Origin of the sequence: Kitasatospora sp. MAA4, assembly GCF_029893355.1 — a bacterium.
GTDB lineage: Bacteria > Actinomycetota > Actinomycetes > Streptomycetales > Streptomycetaceae > Kitasatospora.
Window position 1 is genome coordinate 221,966 of record NZ_JARZAI010000002.1, and the last position, 14,920, is coordinate 236,885.

Sequence of the window (14,920 nt, forward strand, 5' to 3'; positions counted from 1 at the left end):
AGTGTGGGGGAGTGCCGCGGCTCCCTTACAGTGGTACAGACCAATAGGGCGCGTCAATACACCCGAGCAGCGGGATTCGCCGTGGGGCAGGTCCGGTGAGGGTCCGTCAGGAGCCGATCGGGGTCAGCAGGGCGCGGCTGACCATGCCCACCGAGTCGTCGAGCGCGCTGACCAGAGCGGCGGCGGCGAGGGGCGCGTCGCGCAGACCGTGCAGCACCTGGACGGTGGCCCAGGCGGCGCCCCGGGCCCGGTCGATGCTCCAGACGTCGAGCACGTGCAGCAGCGCCTCGGCGGCCTTCGCCGACTCGGGCTCGGGCAGCAGCTCCTCGCGGACCTGGGCCTCCACCTGCGCCAGCAGGTCGTTGATCCGGTGGTAGTCCGCCTCGAAGGAGAGCGGATCGCGGCCGAGCAGTCGGGCGGTGTCCAGTACCGCGAGCGGCAGGTCGTGCTCGATGTGGGCGTTCATCCCGGCCAGCGCGAACTGCAGCGGGTGGATGCCGGGGTGGCGGCGCAGCTCGAAGAGCGGTCGCCAGCAGGGCCGGGTCGGGCGCCCGGCCGCGTCGGCGTCGACCGCGGCCAGGTAGCGGCCGGCGAAGACCACGTCGAGGGCGGCCATCGCGTCCGGGTCGGCGAAGTAGGCGGCCGCGAGCCGGTCGTGCACCAGCTCGGTGACGGTCAGGTACATCCGGTGGAAGACGCCGACGCCGTCGCCGGCCGGGAATCCGGGAGCCAGCGCCCGCATTCGTGCGATGACCTGATCAACCGTCGGGACCTCCGGAGCCACTGCGTCCGTCAACGTGCCAACCTCGCCTCGACAGGGGGGTTTCACGATGCCAAATCGCGCGCCCGTACGGAAGGCGCCGCGCAGGCAGCTTGTGCGAATGTCCGACGATAGCCCTGAAGCCCGGCCCGCCCGCTCCGATCGCTCCGATCGCAGGCCCCCGGGCTCCGGGGCTATCGTCGGACATATGGGAGAGCGACAGGTCGCGCCCAACGCGCCCCAGCTGGTCCTGGAGACAGCGAACGACTCGAAGGTTCTGAGCCCGAGCCGTTCGTACCACGTCGGCCGTGATCCGGTCAGCGAGATCGTGCTGGCCGACCCCCGGGTCTCCTGGCATCACGCGCTGCTCCAGGTCGACTACGACCACTGGACGCTGGACGACGTGGGCAGCACCAACGGCACATACGTGGAAGGCCGCCGGGTCGGCCACCTGGACGTCGGGCCGGGCTGCGTGATCCGCTTCGGCAGCCCCGGCGACGGACCGCGCGTCGCGCTCAGCGGCGCCCCGGAGCCCGTCCGCGCCCGGCCCCGGCCGTCCGCGCTGACCTCGCTCACCGGCTCCTACCGCCAGCCGACCAACGTGCTGCCGCTGCCCGCCCGCACCGTGCGGATCGGCCGCGCGCCCGGCAACGACCTGGTCCTGGACGACCTGTCGGTCTCCCGCCTGCACGCCGAACTGCGGGCCCGCGCGGACGGCCGCTACGAGATCGCGGACCTCGGCAGCCACAACGGCACCTACCTCAACGGCCAGCCGGTGCTCCAGGCCATCGTCGGCCCGCAGGACCTGGTCGGCATCGGGCACTCGGTGCTCTGCCTGGTCGACGGCGAGCTGCAGGAGTTCGTCGACACCGGCGACGTCACGCTCGACGTCCAGGGGCTGATCGTCAAGGTCCCCGACGGGCGGCTGCTGCTGGACGGGATCAGCTTCCCGGTCGGCCAGAAGTGCCTGCTCGCGGTGGCCGGACCGAGCGGCTCCGGCAAGTCCACGCTGCTCAACGCGCTGACCGGGCTGCGTCCGGCCGACGAGGGCACGGTGCGCTACGACGGCCGCGACCTCTACCGCGACTACGCCGAACTGCGGCGCCGGATCGGCCTGGTGCCGCAGGACGACATCCTGCACACCCAGCTCACCGTGCGCCGGGCGCTCGGCTACGCCGCCGAACTGCGCTTCCCCGGCGACACCGCGGAGGCGGAGCGGGAGGCCCGGATCGACGAGGTGATCGGCGAACTCGGCCTGGAGAAGCGGGCCGGCCTGGTCATCTCCAGCCTCTCCGGCGGCCAGCGCAAGCGCGTCAGCGTGGCCCTGGAACTCCTCACCAAGCCCTCCCTGCTCTTCCTGGACGAGCCGACCTCGGGCCTGGACCCCGGCATGGACCGCTCGGTGATGCACATGCTGCGCGCTCTCGCCGACGACGGCCGCACGGTCGTCGTGGTCACCCACAGCGTGCTCAGCCTCGACGTCTGCGACCGGCTGCTGCTGCTCGCCCCCGGCGGCCGGATCGCCTACTACGGCCCGCCCGCCGACGCGCTGGCGTACTTCGGCTACAGCCAGTGGCCGGAGGCCTTCGAGGCCTTCGAGACCGAGGAGGACCGCGACTGGGCCGGGCAGTTCCGCTCCTCGGCGTCCTACCGCCGGTACGTCGCGCCGATGACCGAGCAGCGGGCACCGAGCGGGGCCGCCGACCGGCCGACCTCGCCGCCGCCCAGCCCGCAGCGCTGGCACTCCCAACTGGGCACCCTGGTCCGCCGCTACGCCACCGCGCTGGTCGCCGACCGGACCTTCCTGGCGATCATGGTGGCGCTGCCCTTCGTGATGGGCGCGATGGCACACGCGCTGGCCGGCAGCAAGCTCACCAACACCACCGCGCTCAACGCACTGCTGATCCTGTGCGTCGGCGGCGTGCTCACCGGCGCGGCCAACGCGGTCCGCGAGCTGGTCAAGGAACGTGTCATCTACCAGCGCGAACGCGCCGTCGGCCTGTCCCGATCCGCCTACCTCTGCTCCAAGGTGGTGGTGCTGGGCACGGTCACGGTGGTGCAGGCGGTCGTCCTCACCCTGGTCGGTCTCGGCGGCGTGAAGCTGCGACCACAGGGCGGCAGCGGCGTCTTCCTGCCACCGCTGATCGAGATCACCCTCGCCGTCGCACTGCTCTCCTTCACCGCCATGATGCTCGGCCTCCTCATCTCCGCCCTGGTGAAGAAGGAGGAGGTGACCATGCCGCTGCTGGTGCTGCTGGCGATCGTCCAGGTGGTCTTCTGCGGCGCGCTGCTCCGGGTCAGCAGCGTCCCGGGCCTCAACCAGCTCTCCTGGCTGGTGCCTTCACGCTGGGCGCTGGGCGCGATGGCCTCCACCATCGACCTGCGCGCCATCGTCCCCGGGAGCCTGACCACCGACCCGATCTTCCGGCACAGCGCCGGGACCTGGCTGCTCGACATGGGCATGCTGGTGGTCCTCTCCGCCGTGCTGGGGGTGCTGGTCGCCCGCCTGCTGCGCCGGCACGAGCCGGCCGTCATGCGGCGATGAGCCAGACCGGCGAAGGGGGTAGCGGCTTCCTGGCGACCCACGTGGTCCCGCCCGGCGGCCTGCCGACCTGGGCCGACCCGGACCCGGCGCACCCGTCCGCGCGGCTGGACCCGCTGCTGCCCGTCCAGCTGGCCGAGCTGCGCGGGGACTGGGCGCAGGTGCGCTGCTCCAACGGCTGGTCGGCGTGGGTGGACGGGCGGCTGCTGGTCGCGCTGCCGCACAGCCCCGAGGCGGCCGCCCGCCCGCTGGACGTGCTGGAGGACCCGCGCCCGCTGCTGATCAGGCTGGAGCGCGCGCTGGCCGAGTACCGCCGACTGGTGGACGAGCTCGCCGCCGGACGCTGCGACCTGGAGTCCTTCCGCCGCCGCAGCGCGGGCGTCCGGCTGGGCGCGGTGGTCGACGGCGCCGCCGCCTGGCTGCTCGACCTGGACCAGGGCAGCTGGTACTACTGCGACGGCAGCAGGCTGCGCACCTACGCCACCGTCCAGCCGCCGCCGGACGGCCGCGATCGGGGGGCCGACAGCCGATGACCACGATGCCGTCGGACCTGCTCGGCCGCACGATCGCCGGCTACCGCCTGGAACGGGAGATCGGCCGCGGCGGCATGGCCGTGGTCTACCAGGCCGAGGACCTGCGGCTGGGCCGGATGGTGGCCGTCAAGGTGCTCGCCCCCGAACTGGCCCGCAACGAGGTGTTCCGCGAGCGATTCGCGCACGAGTCGCGGATCGCGGCCTCGATCGACCACCCGCACATCGTCCCGGTCTTCGAGGCCGGCGAGGCGCAGGGCGTGCTCTTCATCGCGATGCGCTACGTCCACGGCAGCGACCTGCGCGCGCTGCTCGACCGCGAGGGCCCGCTCGGCGTGCAGAAGACGGCCCGGATCGCCGGCCAGGTGGCCTCCGCGCTGGACGCCGCGCACGACCACGACCTGGTCCACCGCGACGTCAAGCCCGGCAACATCCTGATCGCCGAGGGCACCGACAGCGACCATCCGGAGCACGTCTACCTCACCGACTTCGGGCTGACCAAGAAGTCGCTCTCGCTGACCGGCTTCACCACGGTGGGCCAGTTCGTCGGCACCCTCGACTACGTCGCCCCCGAGCAGATCGCGGGCAAGCCGGTCGACGGCCGGTGCGACGTCTACAGCCTGGGCTGCGTGGTGCACGAGGCGCTGAGCGGGCATCCGCCGTTCGAGCGGGACGACGACATGGCGCTGCTCTGGGCCCACCTGCACGACCCGCCCTCGCCGGTCGGGCTCGGGCCCGGGGTGGCGGCGGTGCTGGCCAGGGCGCTGGCCAAGGCGCCGGAGGACCGGTACGACACCTGCGTGGCCTTCACCACCGACCTGCGCGCGCAGGCGCCCGGGCCCGCGCAGGTCGCCGCGCCGGAGCCGACGCAGGTGGTGCAGCTGGTGGAGCCGCCGAGCCTGCCGCCGCGCCCGCCGGCGCCGCCCGCCTGGGCTGCGCCGGTGTTCGGTGTCGGTGCTACGGACTCCCGCGACGGGACGGGCGGACGCTGAGCGCCCCGACGAAGCCCGCCAGCGCACCCCAGACCACGCCGGCGGCCACCGTCACCAGCAGGTCGCAGTGCAGCGCCACGGCGGCGGCCGGGCCGGTCAGGTCGCCGACGCCCAGGAACGACAGCCCGTAGTTCGCCGCGATCCGGGTCAGCAGCCCCACCACCAGTAGTGCCGCACCGAGCCCGACCGCCATCCGCACCGCGTGCTGCCAGGGTGAGACGGCGCCCGGGTCCGGTGTCGCTGCGGCGGTCTGCCGGGCGGTCAGCACCCCCGCGCCCAGCACCAGGACTGCCGCCAGCGGCAGCAGCAGCCAGGCCCGGCCGTCCTGCTGCGCGAGGGAGGAGAGATCCAGGACGGCCTCCTTGTCGCCGCCGACCCCCAGCACCGAGGCGAGCGGCTCGGGGACGGGCAACCCGATGCTGCCGCCGGTCACCCGGCCGTGCCAGGAGCCGCCGAGGCCGACGCCCAGCGCCATCCAGGCCAGGTTGGGCAGCCCGAGCAGGACCAGCGCCAGGGTGTCCCGGGCGTTCGTCCCGTTGATCATCACGATGATCGCGGCGACCACCCCGAGCAGCACGTACGCCAGCAGGACCAGCAGCACCCCGTGCGCCGCCGGGCGGACCCAGAGCTGGCGGCGCAGCAGGGCGGACGGCAGCGGCGCCCGCCGGGCGACCACGAAGGCGAGCAGCAGCACCACGGCCAGCCACAGCAGCCCCCACCCGACCGCGGCCGACCAGGGGGCGTGGAACCCGACGGTGGGGGTGATGCCGAGCGCGCCGCCGATCAGGTCGGCCTCCGGGCTGCCGGTGGAGATGCTGAAGCTGTGCCGGGCCAGCCGGGTGAGCAGCAGCAGGGCGCCCACCCAGAAGAGCGCCGTCCGCAGCACCCGCGCCGCCAGCTCGCGCGGCGTCAGCACGGCCCGCAGCCGCAGCGGCCACAGGAACGCCCACCCCAGCACCAGAGCGCCGACCAGGCCCACCGAGAGCGGGACCACGTCGATGGCCGCGCTGGCCTGGGCCAGGAACCCGGCGTCGCCGTCCAGCCGGAGCGGGACGCCCTGCGCGCTCAGCACGGTCGCGGCCACCACCGGGAGGAACGAGCCGGACGGCAGCCCGGCCGCGCCGGCCGACCAGAGGCCGAGGGCGGCGACGGCGGCCATCGCCGCGAGGGTGGCGAGGGCGGCGCCGAGGGCCTCCAGCCAGCCGGCCGTCGGGTGGTCGGGGCGGGCGGCGCCGGGGGGACCGTCACTCGGACGCACGCTGTCTCCTACTCGGGTGGGGGCGGGTCGGGCCGGGGCTGTCGGCAGCTCCAGCTTCCGTCGGGGCGGCGGGATCGGCGCGGGGGACGGGGGCGCAGTGGCCCGATGGGGTGGCGGTTCGTGAGGTCGGTTGCGGTTGCGGGGTGGCCCGGACGCACGCAGAGAATGACCCGTGAGCTCCGAAACGCCGTCAGGCCAGCCGTCCGGTCAGTCGCCCGAGGAACCGTCAGGGTCCTCGGGCTCGTCCGGGGCGGCCGGTCCGCCGCCGCCGTCCGGTCCGCCCTCGGGTCCGCCGTCCGGGCCCCCGTGGAGTCCGCCGCCCTCGGGGCAGGTGCCCGGCCCGCCGTCGGGACCGCAGCCGGGCCCGCAGCCCGGCGGGCCGCCGGGACCGCCGTCCTCGGGTGCGGCCGGGGAGCCGACGTCCGTCGGGTCGGCGCAGCCGCCGGCTGGGCCGCCGCCGCGCACGCTGGTCAGCGCGTCGGGCAGCGGTGGCGGGCCGCACCAGCCGTGGTGGCGGCGACGGCGTGCGCTGCTGGCCGCCGCGGGTGCCGTCGTGATCGCCGCCGGGGTGGGCATCGCGCTGGCCGAGCGGCAGCCGAAGAGCACCGGCAACCAGGCAACCGCCGCCTCGCCGCAGGTGATGCTGCAGTCGGCCACCGTGCCCGGTCCCAACCCGTTCACCGCCTCGGTCGCCGTCGCACGGACCACGACCACCGGCGCGCCGTCCGCGGCGGCCGTCTCGGTCCTGCCGACCGGCGCCGGCGGGACTGTGGATGGCGGCTCGGTCGGCCTCTACGGCGGCACCGAGCGGACCGCCAGTTGCGACGTCGGGCAGCTCTCCGACTTCCTGACCACGCACTCGGACAAGGGCAGGGCATGGGCCCAGGTCGAGGGCATCCCGCAGGACTCCATCGCCTCCTACCTGCAGTCGCTGACCCCCGTGGTGCTGCGGGTGGACACCCGGGTCACCAACCACGGCTTCGCGAACGGCGTGGCCAACGGCTTCCAGTCCGTGCTGCAGGCCGGCACCGCGGTGCTGGTGGACAACCGCGGTGTGCTGCGGACGCGTTGCGCCTGCGGGAACCCGCTGCTGCCGCCGGCCGTACTGAACGTGGCGCCGACCTTCAGCGGTACCGCCTGGCCCTCGTTCCACGCGAACACTGTGGTCATCGTCCAACCGGCGCCGACGCCGGTGATCGTGATCGTGATCGTCGACCAGGACAGCGGCAAGGCGATCTCCCGGCCGGTGGGCAGCTCCGGCAGTCACGACACCCGCGCCACCGTGACCCCGAGCCCGCTCACCTCGGCCTCCACGTCGACGTCGACGTCCGGGTCCACGTCCGCGTCCGCCTCCACGTCGACCTCGACCTCGACCTCGGCCTCCGCATCGGGCAGCGAGTCCTCCGGTTCGCCCTCGGGGAGCGCTTCGTCCTCGGAGTCGTCCGCCTCGTCCGCCTCTTCGTCCTCGTCGTCCCACTCGGCCTCGGGGTCCGGGTCCTTCACCTCCGGCTCCGCCTCGACGAAGTCGGCCTCGGGGTCGGGCTCCGGCTCCGGCTCCAGCGCCAGGCCGTCCGTGTCGTGCGCGTCGTCCGCGTCCTCCGCGAGCACCGCGTCCTCTGCGAGCACCGAGTCGTCCTCCTCGGCGGCTTCCCTCGCCTCGCCTTCGTGCGTCAGTGCGGGGGCGCAGAGCCCGTAGGCCCCCACCTCCTAGGCGCCGACGGTGCCGTCGATCGCCTCGCGCAGGAAGTCGGCGTGACCGTTGTGCCGGGCGTAGTCGTGGAGCATGTGCAGCATCACCATGCGCAGCGAGACGTCCTGGCCCCAACGGGCGTTGTGGCCGGTCACGTCGAGCGACTCGGCTTCCCGCTCGATCCGGCGGGAGTGCTCGACCTCCGCCTGCCAGGCCGCGAACGCCTCCGAGCGGGTGGCCGAACTCGCGTCGTACGCCACCTGGTAGTCCATCTCCTCGGACCACACCAGCGGGAGCGAGGTCTCGCCGTTGATCACGATGCGGAACCAGGTGCGCTCCACCTCGGCCATGTGCCGCACCAGGCTCAGCAGGGTGAGTGTCGAGGGCGGACTCGACCGGCGGCGCAGCTCCTCGTCGGAGAGGCCGTCGCACTTCATGGCGAGGGTGGCGCGGTGGTAGTCGAGGAAGGCGCGCAGCATCTCGCGCTCGCCGCCGACCAGGGGTGGGCCGATGCGTTCGGTGGTCATGGCTCCGCATCCTCCAACGATCACTGCGCCCGCGCAAACAGAGACCGGTGGCGGGGTGCGCGGCTGCCGCGCACCCCGCCACCGGCCGGATCTCAGCTGGTCGGCTGGAACTGCAGGAGGCCGCCGCTGTCGGCGGAGGTGCCCGCCAGCAGGAGCGTGCCACTGTCGGCGCTGAGCGCGGCGCCCCAGATCTCGTCGGCGTCGAGGTCGGTGAGCGGGTCGCCGAGCCGGCCGGTGGCGATGTCGGCCACCGCCACCGACGGGCCGTTGCTGACGTCGTCGTTCACCGCGTACAGCGTGCTGCCGTCGCTGCTCACCGTCGGGTAGCGCAGGTCGGCGTAGCCGCTGACGACGGTGATCGTGCTGGTGATGGTGTCGGTGGCGGTGCTGATCACGTGCACCAGGCCGGTGCCGTTGGCGATGGCGTAGACCTTGGTGCCGTCGGGGCTGATCACCGCGCCGTCCGTGCCGTGCTCGCTGGCGGGCTGCGCGACGGTCGCGACCACGGTGGGCTGTGCGCCGCCGACGGCGACGTGGACCAGGCCGGCACCGGTGCTCACGTAGGCGTCCCGGCCGTTGCCGCGCACGAGCACGTCGTCCGCGTACCCGTATGCGCCGGGGAGCTGCACCGAGGTCGTGAAGGCCGAGGCCGCGGTGGAGAAGACCAGCAGTCGCGCGGGCCCGTTCTGGCGGTAGGCGGTGGCGCCGCTCTGGCTGACGTAGACCGAGCTGCCGTCCGGGCTGACCGCCAGGCCGCTGAGGGTGCCCTGGAGCCAGCCCTGGGCGGTGGTCTGCGCGGGCGCGGTGACGCTGGTGAGCACGGTGTCGGTGGTGGTGTTGACGACCGACAGGGTCTGTCCGGTCAGCGCGTAGAGCCGGCTCCCGTCGGGGCTGAACCCCAGCTGCTCGATGACCTCCGAGGAGGGCGCGGGGAGCGCGATGGTGGCGGTCACGGCGCCGGTCGTGGTGTCGAGGACGTCCAGCGCCGCGCTGTAGCCGGTCGGGCCGGTGCTGGTGGCGGTGACGCCGACGAAGGCCTGCCGCCCGCCCGGGGCGACGACCACCGAGGACGGGAAGAAGGTGGAGCCGAGGGCGGTCGTGCCGTCGTAGACGGTGGCGGGTGCGGCGCTGCGGACGCCGGCGGCGTCCGCCACGCCGGTGCCCGCAGCGATCATCGAGAGTAAGGCGACGAGCCCTATCGTCCGGCTCAGGCCCCGAAGTTGGTGCTTCACTGGAATCCTCCCCTTGGGTTGTTCCGCATCGTAGGCGCAACCCCCGACATTCCCGGGAGGATGAGTGAAACAGACCACAACGTCTCCCTCTCCCTGAACGGTTGCGGGCCGTGGCACAATGAGCGCAGTAGTAGCAGTGACGTTCAGCGCACTCCGGGGTCGGTGAAAATCCGAACCGGCGGTTACAGTCCGCGACCCGTCCGCAGCCAGCGGCCGGTTGACCAGGTGAAACTCCTGGACCGACGGTTAAAGTCCGGATGGGAGGCGTGCGCGACGGATCGAGCAGTGCCACGGGTCCCTCTCGGGGTCCGTGTTCAAGGTGCACGGCCAGGGCTCTCTTCTTCGGCGACGGAGTGGAGTTGACCGCGTACACCTGTCACTACCGATCCGTGTCATCTCCCGTTCTTTGCCGCCCCGGAGTCCGCGCCCCTACAGCGCGAGGAGAACCCGGGTGTTCACCGGCATCATCGAAGAGCTCGGCGAGGTCGTCTCCATCGAGGAGTTCGGCGACTCCTCGCGCATCCGTCTGCGCGGCCCGGTGGTCTGTACCGGTGCCCGGCACGGCGATTCCATCGCGGTCAACGGCGTCTGCCTGACCGTTGTCGACAGCCCTGAGGAACTGGCCGCGGACAGCGGCGAGTTCAGCGCGGACGTGATGGCGGAGACTCTTCAGCGGTCCAGCCTGGGCGCGCTGGTGGCCGGCTCGCGGGTCAACCTGGAGCGGGCCATGGCGCTCGGCGCCCGGCTCGGCGGACACCTCGTCCAGGGCCATGTCGACGCCACCGGCAGGCTGTTGGAGCGCTCGCCCGGTGAGCTCGACGCCGAGGGCAAGCCGCGCTGGGAGGTGCTGCGCTTCTCGCTCCCGCAGAGCATCTCGCGCTACCTGGTCGACAAGGGCTCGATCACCGTGGACGGCATCAGCCTCACCGTGGTCGAGGCCGCCGCGGACAGCTTCACGGTCAGCCTGATCCCCGCCACGCTCGCTCTGACCACCTTGGGTGCCAGGGCCGTTGGCGAGCCCGTCAACCTCGAGGTCGACGTCCTGGCGAAGTACGTCGAGCGCCTGCTCGACTCCCGTACCGTTCCGGCGATCTCGAAGGACGCCTCGTGAACTGGCTCAACAGTGTCGCCTTCTCGATATTCGGCGAACACGTGAAGTGGACCGACATGATCGGCAACCTGCTGGGCCTGGGCGCGCTGGCGCTCGGCTGGCGGCGCTCGATCTGGAGCTGGCCGGCCCAACTCCTCTCCGGGGTCGTGCTGTTCGGAGCCTTCGCGACGGGCCACCTGTCCGGCCTCGCGGGCAAGCAGGTGATCGTGATCGTCACCGCGATCTGGGGCTGGTTCCAGTGGCAGCGCGGCCGCCGCGACACCGGCGAGGTCCAGGTGCGGTTCGCCAACTGGACCGAGCGTGCGGTGCTGGTCGGCGCCACCGCGCTGGCCACGGTGGGCGTGGCACTGCTCTTCACCCACTACTCCTGGATGTCCTGGAGCCCGTGGTCCGACGCCTACATCTTCGTCGGCACACTGGCGGCGATGGTCGCCCAGGCCCGCGGCTGGGTGGAGTTCTGGATCGCCTGGATCGCCGTCGACGTGGTCGGCGTCCCGCTCGCCTTCAACAGCGGCTACGCCTTCTCCGGCCTCACCTACAGCATCTACTTCGTCCTGGTCCTGCTCGGACTGCGCACCTGGTGGCTGAGCACCCGCACCCCCCGGACCTCCTCCACTGCGACCCTCCAGGGAGCCACAGCATGAGTACCCAAGACAGTGCCCAGAGCCTCGGCCCGGACCTCAGCCTGGACCCGATCGAGCGCGCCATCGCCGACATCGCGGCCGGCCGGGCCGTGATCGTGGTCGACGACGAGGACCGCGAGAACGAGGGCGACATCATCTTCGCCGCCTCGGCCGCGACCCCCGAACTGCTCGCCTTCACCATCCGCTACAGCTCCGGCGTGATCTGCGTCCCGATGACCGGCGCCGAGGCCGACCGGCTCGCGCTGCCCCCGATGACCCGGGTCAACGAGGACCGCAAGGGCACCGCCTACACCGTCTCGGTGGACGCCCGCGACGTGGAGGCCACCGGCATCTCGGCGGTCGACCGCGCGATGACCGTCCGCCTGCTGGGCGACCCGGCCTCCGGCCCGGGCGATTTCACCCGCCCCGGCCACGTCTTCCCGCTGCGCGCCATGGACGGCGGCGTGCTGGTGCGCCCCGGCCACACCGAGGCCGGCGTCGACCTGGCCCGACTGGCCGGCCTGCCCCCGGCCGCGGCCATCTGCGAGGTGGTCAACGACGACGGGACGATGGCCCGGCTGCCCGAACTGGTCGCCTTCGCCCGCGAGCACGGCCTGGCGATCATCTCGATCGAGGACCTGATCGCCTACCGTCGCCGCACCGAGCTGCACGTGGACCGCGTCGCCGTCACCTCGCTGCCCACCGCCTACGGCGAGTTCACGGCCGTCGGCTACCGCGGCACGCTGGACGGCATCGAGCACATCGCCCTGGTCGCGGGCGGCCTGGACGCCGACGGACTGCTGCCGAACGGCGAGGACGTGCTGGTCCGGGTGCACTCCGAGTGCCTGACCGGCGACGTGCTCGGCTCGCTGCGCTGCGACTGCGGCCCCCAACTCCAGGTCTCGCTCGCCAAGGTGGCCGCCGCCGGCCGCGGCGTGGTGCTCTACCTGCGCGGCCACGAGGGCCGCGGCATCGGCCTGGCCCACAAGCTGCGCGCCTACCAGCTCCAGGAGGAGGGGCGTGACACCGTGGACGCCAACCTCGACCTGGGGCTGCCCGCGGACGCCCGCGACTACAGCATCGGTGCGCAGATGCTCACCGACCTCGGCGTGCGGTCGCTGACGCTGCTCACCAACAACCCCGACAAGCTTGCCGCGCTGACCGAGCACGGCCTCAAGGTCAAGGGCCGGGAGCCGATCCCGGTCGAGGCGGGCGTGCACAACCTCGCCTACCTGCTGACCAAGCGCGACCGGATGGGCCACGACCTGCCGTGGCTCGGCAACGCCTGATCCCCCTCCACACCACACATTCGCGGACGAAGGAAGAGATACCAGTGAGCGGCCACGGAGCACCCGAGCTGACCGTCAAGAACTGCCAGGACCTGCGGGTCGCGGTGATCGCCGCCCAGTGGCACACCAAGGTGATGGACGGCCTGCTGGACGGCGCGCAGCGCGCCCTCAAGGAGCTGGGGATCGAGGAGCCGACCATCGTCCGGGTCCCCGGCACCTTCGAACTCCCGGTTGCGGCCAAGCAGTTGGCCGGGCGCGGCTACGACGCGGTGGTCGCGCTCGGCGTGGTGATCCGCGGCGGCACGCCGCACTTCGACTACGTCTGCCAGGCCGCGGCGCTGGGCCTCACCGAGGTCAGCGTGAGCACCGGGGTGCCGGTCGGCTTCGGCGTGCTGACCTGTGACAACGAGCAGCAGGCCGTGGACCGGGCCGGTCTGCCGGGCTCGGCCGAGGACAAGGGCCACGAGGCGGTCACCGCCGCGGTCGCCACCGCCGCCATGCTGCGCTCGGTCTCCGAGCCCTGGCACTGAGACCCGAGTCTCACCCGGTGGGCCGGAGGGACGGCCGACCGTCCAGCGGACTGTCCACGGTCCGGGACTGTTTACCGTCCGTCCAGGTCCAGCACGTAAGGTGAGTCCATCATGGCTTCGAAGACATTCGAGGAGCTCTTCTCCGAGCTCCAGCAGAAGGCCGCCACCGGCGACCCCTCGTCCTCCCGTACGGCTCAGCTCGTCCAGCAGGGCGTCCACAGCATCGGCAAGAAGGTGGTCGAAGAGGCCGCCGAGGTCTGGATGGCGGCTGAGTTCCAGTCGCAGGAGCAGACCGCCGAGGAGATCTCCCAGCTCCTGTACCACGTTCAGGTGATGATGATCGCCCGCGGGCTGACGCTCGACGACGTCTACGCCTATCTCTGAAGCAGTGCCGTCCCACCCCATCCGCGACCAAGCGAAGGATTCCCCTCTCATGCTGCGCATCGCCCTCCCCAACAAGGGTTCGCTCTCGGGTCCCGCGGCGGAGATGCTCCATGAGGCCGGATACCGCCAGCGCAAGGACCCGAAGGAACTGGTCCTGGTCGACCCGGACAACCAGGTGGAGTTCTTCTTCCTGCGCCCCCGCGACATCGCGGTGTACGTCGGCTCCGGCCGGCTGGACGTCGGGATCACCGGCCGCGATCTGCTGCTCGACTCGGCGTCCAACGCCGAGGAGGTGCTCGCGCTCGGGTTCGGCGGCTCGACCTTCCGCTTCGCCGGTCCGGTCGGCTCGCCCAAGGACGTCCAGGGCCTGCAGGGCCTGCGGATCGCCACCTCCTACACCGGCCTGGTCGAGCAGCACCTGGCCGAGCACGGCGTCACGGCGACGGTGACCAAGCTGGACGGCGCGGTCGAGACCGCGGTGCAGCTCGGTGTCGCCGACGTGATCGCCGACGTGGTGGAGACCGGGACCAGCCTGCGCAACGCCGGTCTGGAGGTCTTCGGCGAGCCGATCCTGATCTCCGACGCCGTGGTGATCCGCCCCAAGGGCGCCGGCCAGGACGCCGGGGTCGACCAGTTCCTGCGCCGCCTGCAGGGCGTGCTGGTGGCCCGCCGCTACGTGCTGATGGACTACGACATCCGCGCCGAGAAGGTCACCGACGCGGTCGCCCTGACGCCCGGCCTGGAGTCGCCGACCGTCTCGCCGCTGCACACCGAGGGCTGGGTGGCGGTCCGTTCAATGGTGCTCCGCAAGGAGGCCCAGCGGATCATGGACGACCTCTGGAGCATCGGCGCCCGGGCCATCCTGGTGACCAACATCCACGCCTGCCGTCTCTGATCAGCCTGTTCCGGGAGCGCCACCGCCATGCCTGACGCCGACCTGCCCACCCTGCCCGTGACCTGGGCGCCGCGCCGCAACCGCGCGGTGCTGCTCCCGGTCAGCGGACTGATCGTGGTCGTCTTCGTCACCGTCGCGCTGGCGCTCCCGGCCAGCTGGCAGCTCAACGACCGGGCCGCCCTGATCACCACCGGTCTGATCTTCGCCGGGGCCGGTGCGATGCTCGCGCGCCCCGAGGTGGTCGCCGATGCGGACGGGATCACCGTGGTGAACTTCGTGCGCACCCGGCGGCTGCACTGGGCGCAGATCGTCCGGGTGAACCTCCGTCAGGGTGATCCGTGGGTGACCCTGGACCTGGCCGACGGCACCTCGCTGGCAGCCGTCGGCATCCAGCCGGGCGGCGGGCGCGAGCAGGCCGTCCGGGCCGCGCTCGGGCTGCGCGACCTCGTCGAGGCACGCGGTGCCGCGTCGGAGCCCAGCGCGGCTCGTTAGCCCCTAGAACACCAGAACCGAATGCGCACAGGTATCGTCTACGCTGGTAAAGCCGGGGCAAAGCA

At 72.5% G+C, this 14,920-nt stretch carries 17 protein-coding genes and 1 riboswitch; of the genes, 10 read left to right on the forward strand and 7 right to left on the reverse strand.

Features of this window, described 5'->3' with window-relative positions:
• Window positions 1-106: 106 nt before the first annotated feature.
• Window positions 107-829, reverse strand: a complete 723-nt coding sequence (locus tag P3T37_RS03325; RefSeq protein WP_348533208.1) for a DUF5995 family protein — start codon at window positions 827-829, stop codon at window positions 107-109.
• 139 nt (window positions 830-968) lie between these two features.
• On the opposite strand from P3T37_RS03325, the gene P3T37_RS03330 reads away from it, so the two are divergent.
• From P3T37_RS03330 to P3T37_RS03340, 3 genes are read left to right on the forward strand one after another with little or no spacing between them, the layout of a single operon-like run.
• Window positions 969-3,305: an FHA domain-containing protein gene (locus P3T37_RS03330; RefSeq protein ID WP_280721864.1), complete on the forward strand. Its 2,337-nt coding sequence runs from the start codon at window positions 969-971 to the stop codon at window positions 3,303-3,305.
• On the forward strand, window positions 3,302-3,835 hold the full coding sequence (locus tag P3T37_RS03335) for a hypothetical protein (RefSeq protein ID WP_280721865.1): 534 nt from the start codon (window positions 3,302-3,304) through the stop codon (window positions 3,833-3,835). Before P3T37_RS03330 ends, P3T37_RS03335 begins: the two co-directional genes overlap by 4 nt.
• Complete coding sequence (locus P3T37_RS03340; RefSeq protein ID WP_280721866.1) at window positions 3,832-4,824, forward strand: serine/threonine-protein kinase; 993 nt, start codon at window positions 3,832-3,834, stop codon at window positions 4,822-4,824. The genes P3T37_RS03335 and P3T37_RS03340 overlap by 4 nt, the downstream gene beginning before the upstream one ends.
• Here P3T37_RS03340 and P3T37_RS03345 read toward each other — a convergent pair.
• From P3T37_RS03345 to P3T37_RS03370, 6 genes are all read right to left on the reverse strand, one after another.
• Window positions 4,790-6,082, reverse strand: a complete 1,293-nt coding sequence (locus P3T37_RS03345; RefSeq protein ID WP_280721867.1) for a streptophobe family protein — start codon at window positions 6,080-6,082, stop codon at window positions 4,790-4,792. The two genes, P3T37_RS03340 and P3T37_RS03345, sit on opposite strands and share 35 nt — an antisense overlap.
• A 207-nt stretch (window positions 6,083-6,289) precedes the next feature.
• Entirely contained in the window at window positions 6,290-6,796 is a 507-nt protein-coding gene (locus P3T37_RS03350; protein ID WP_280721868.1) for a hypothetical protein, read from the reverse strand.
• Window positions 6,797-7,000: 204 nt separating this feature from the next.
• Window positions 7,001-7,312: a hypothetical protein gene (locus tag P3T37_RS03355; protein ID WP_280721869.1), complete on the reverse strand. Its 312-nt coding sequence runs from the start codon at window positions 7,310-7,312 to the stop codon at window positions 7,001-7,003.
• A 33-nt stretch (window positions 7,313-7,345) separates the two neighbouring features.
• Complete coding sequence (locus P3T37_RS03360; protein WP_280721870.1) at window positions 7,346-7,786, reverse strand: hypothetical protein; 441 nt, start codon at window positions 7,784-7,786, stop codon at window positions 7,346-7,348.
• A gap of 3 nt (window positions 7,787-7,789) precedes the next feature.
• Window positions 7,790-8,299, reverse strand: a complete 510-nt coding sequence (locus P3T37_RS03365; RefSeq protein WP_280721871.1) for a DinB family protein — start codon at window positions 8,297-8,299, stop codon at window positions 7,790-7,792.
• Window positions 8,300-8,391: 92 nt separating this feature from the next.
• Window positions 8,392-9,531 carry a hypothetical protein gene (locus tag P3T37_RS03370; protein WP_280721872.1) on the reverse strand — a complete coding sequence of 380 codons (1,140 nt, stop codon included), beginning with the start codon at window positions 9,529-9,531 and terminating at the stop codon, window positions 8,392-8,394.
• A 145-nt stretch (window positions 9,532-9,676) separates the two neighbouring features.
• Window positions 9,677-9,804: riboswitch (FMN riboswitch) on the forward strand.
• Window positions 9,805-9,982: 178 nt separating this feature from the next.
• On the opposite strand from P3T37_RS03370, the gene P3T37_RS03375 reads away from it, so the two are divergent.
• The 7 genes from P3T37_RS03375 to P3T37_RS03405 all read left to right on the forward strand — a co-directional run bounded on the left by P3T37_RS03375 (window position 9,983) and on the right by P3T37_RS03405 (window position 14,855).
• Entirely contained in the window at window positions 9,983-10,642 is a 660-nt protein-coding gene (locus P3T37_RS03375) for a riboflavin synthase (RefSeq protein WP_280721873.1), read from the forward strand.
• 56 nt (window positions 10,643-10,698) lie between these two features.
• Window positions 10,699-11,286, forward strand: coding sequence for a nicotinamide mononucleotide transporter family protein (locus tag P3T37_RS03380; RefSeq protein WP_280722110.1), 588 nt, complete (start codon window positions 10,699-10,701; stop codon window positions 11,284-11,286).
• Complete coding sequence (locus P3T37_RS03385) at window positions 11,283-12,554, forward strand: bifunctional 3,4-dihydroxy-2-butanone-4-phosphate synthase/GTP cyclohydrolase II (protein WP_280721874.1); 1,272 nt, start codon at window positions 11,283-11,285, stop codon at window positions 12,552-12,554. The genes P3T37_RS03380 and P3T37_RS03385 overlap by 4 nt, the downstream gene beginning before the upstream one ends.
• 44 nt (window positions 12,555-12,598) lie before the next feature.
• Window positions 12,599-13,084, forward strand: a complete 486-nt coding sequence (ribH, locus tag P3T37_RS03390; protein ID WP_280721875.1) for a 6,7-dimethyl-8-ribityllumazine synthase — start codon at window positions 12,599-12,601, stop codon at window positions 13,082-13,084.
• Window positions 13,085-13,195: 111 nt separating this feature from the next.
• A complete protein-coding gene (locus tag P3T37_RS03395) occupies window positions 13,196-13,468 on the forward strand; it encodes a phosphoribosyl-ATP diphosphatase (RefSeq protein WP_280721876.1) in 273 nt (90 codons plus the stop codon).
• A gap of 49 nt (window positions 13,469-13,517) precedes the next feature.
• Window positions 13,518-14,363 (forward strand): ATP phosphoribosyltransferase, encoded by an 846-nt coding sequence (gene hisG, locus P3T37_RS03400; protein ID WP_280721877.1) that lies wholly within the window; start codon window positions 13,518-13,520, stop codon window positions 14,361-14,363.
• A gap of 27 nt (window positions 14,364-14,390) precedes the next feature.
• On the forward strand, window positions 14,391-14,855 hold the full coding sequence (locus tag P3T37_RS03405) for a PH domain-containing protein (protein ID WP_280721878.1): 465 nt from the start codon (window positions 14,391-14,393) through the stop codon (window positions 14,853-14,855).
• The last annotated feature ends 65 nt before the right edge of the window (window positions 14,856-14,920 follow it).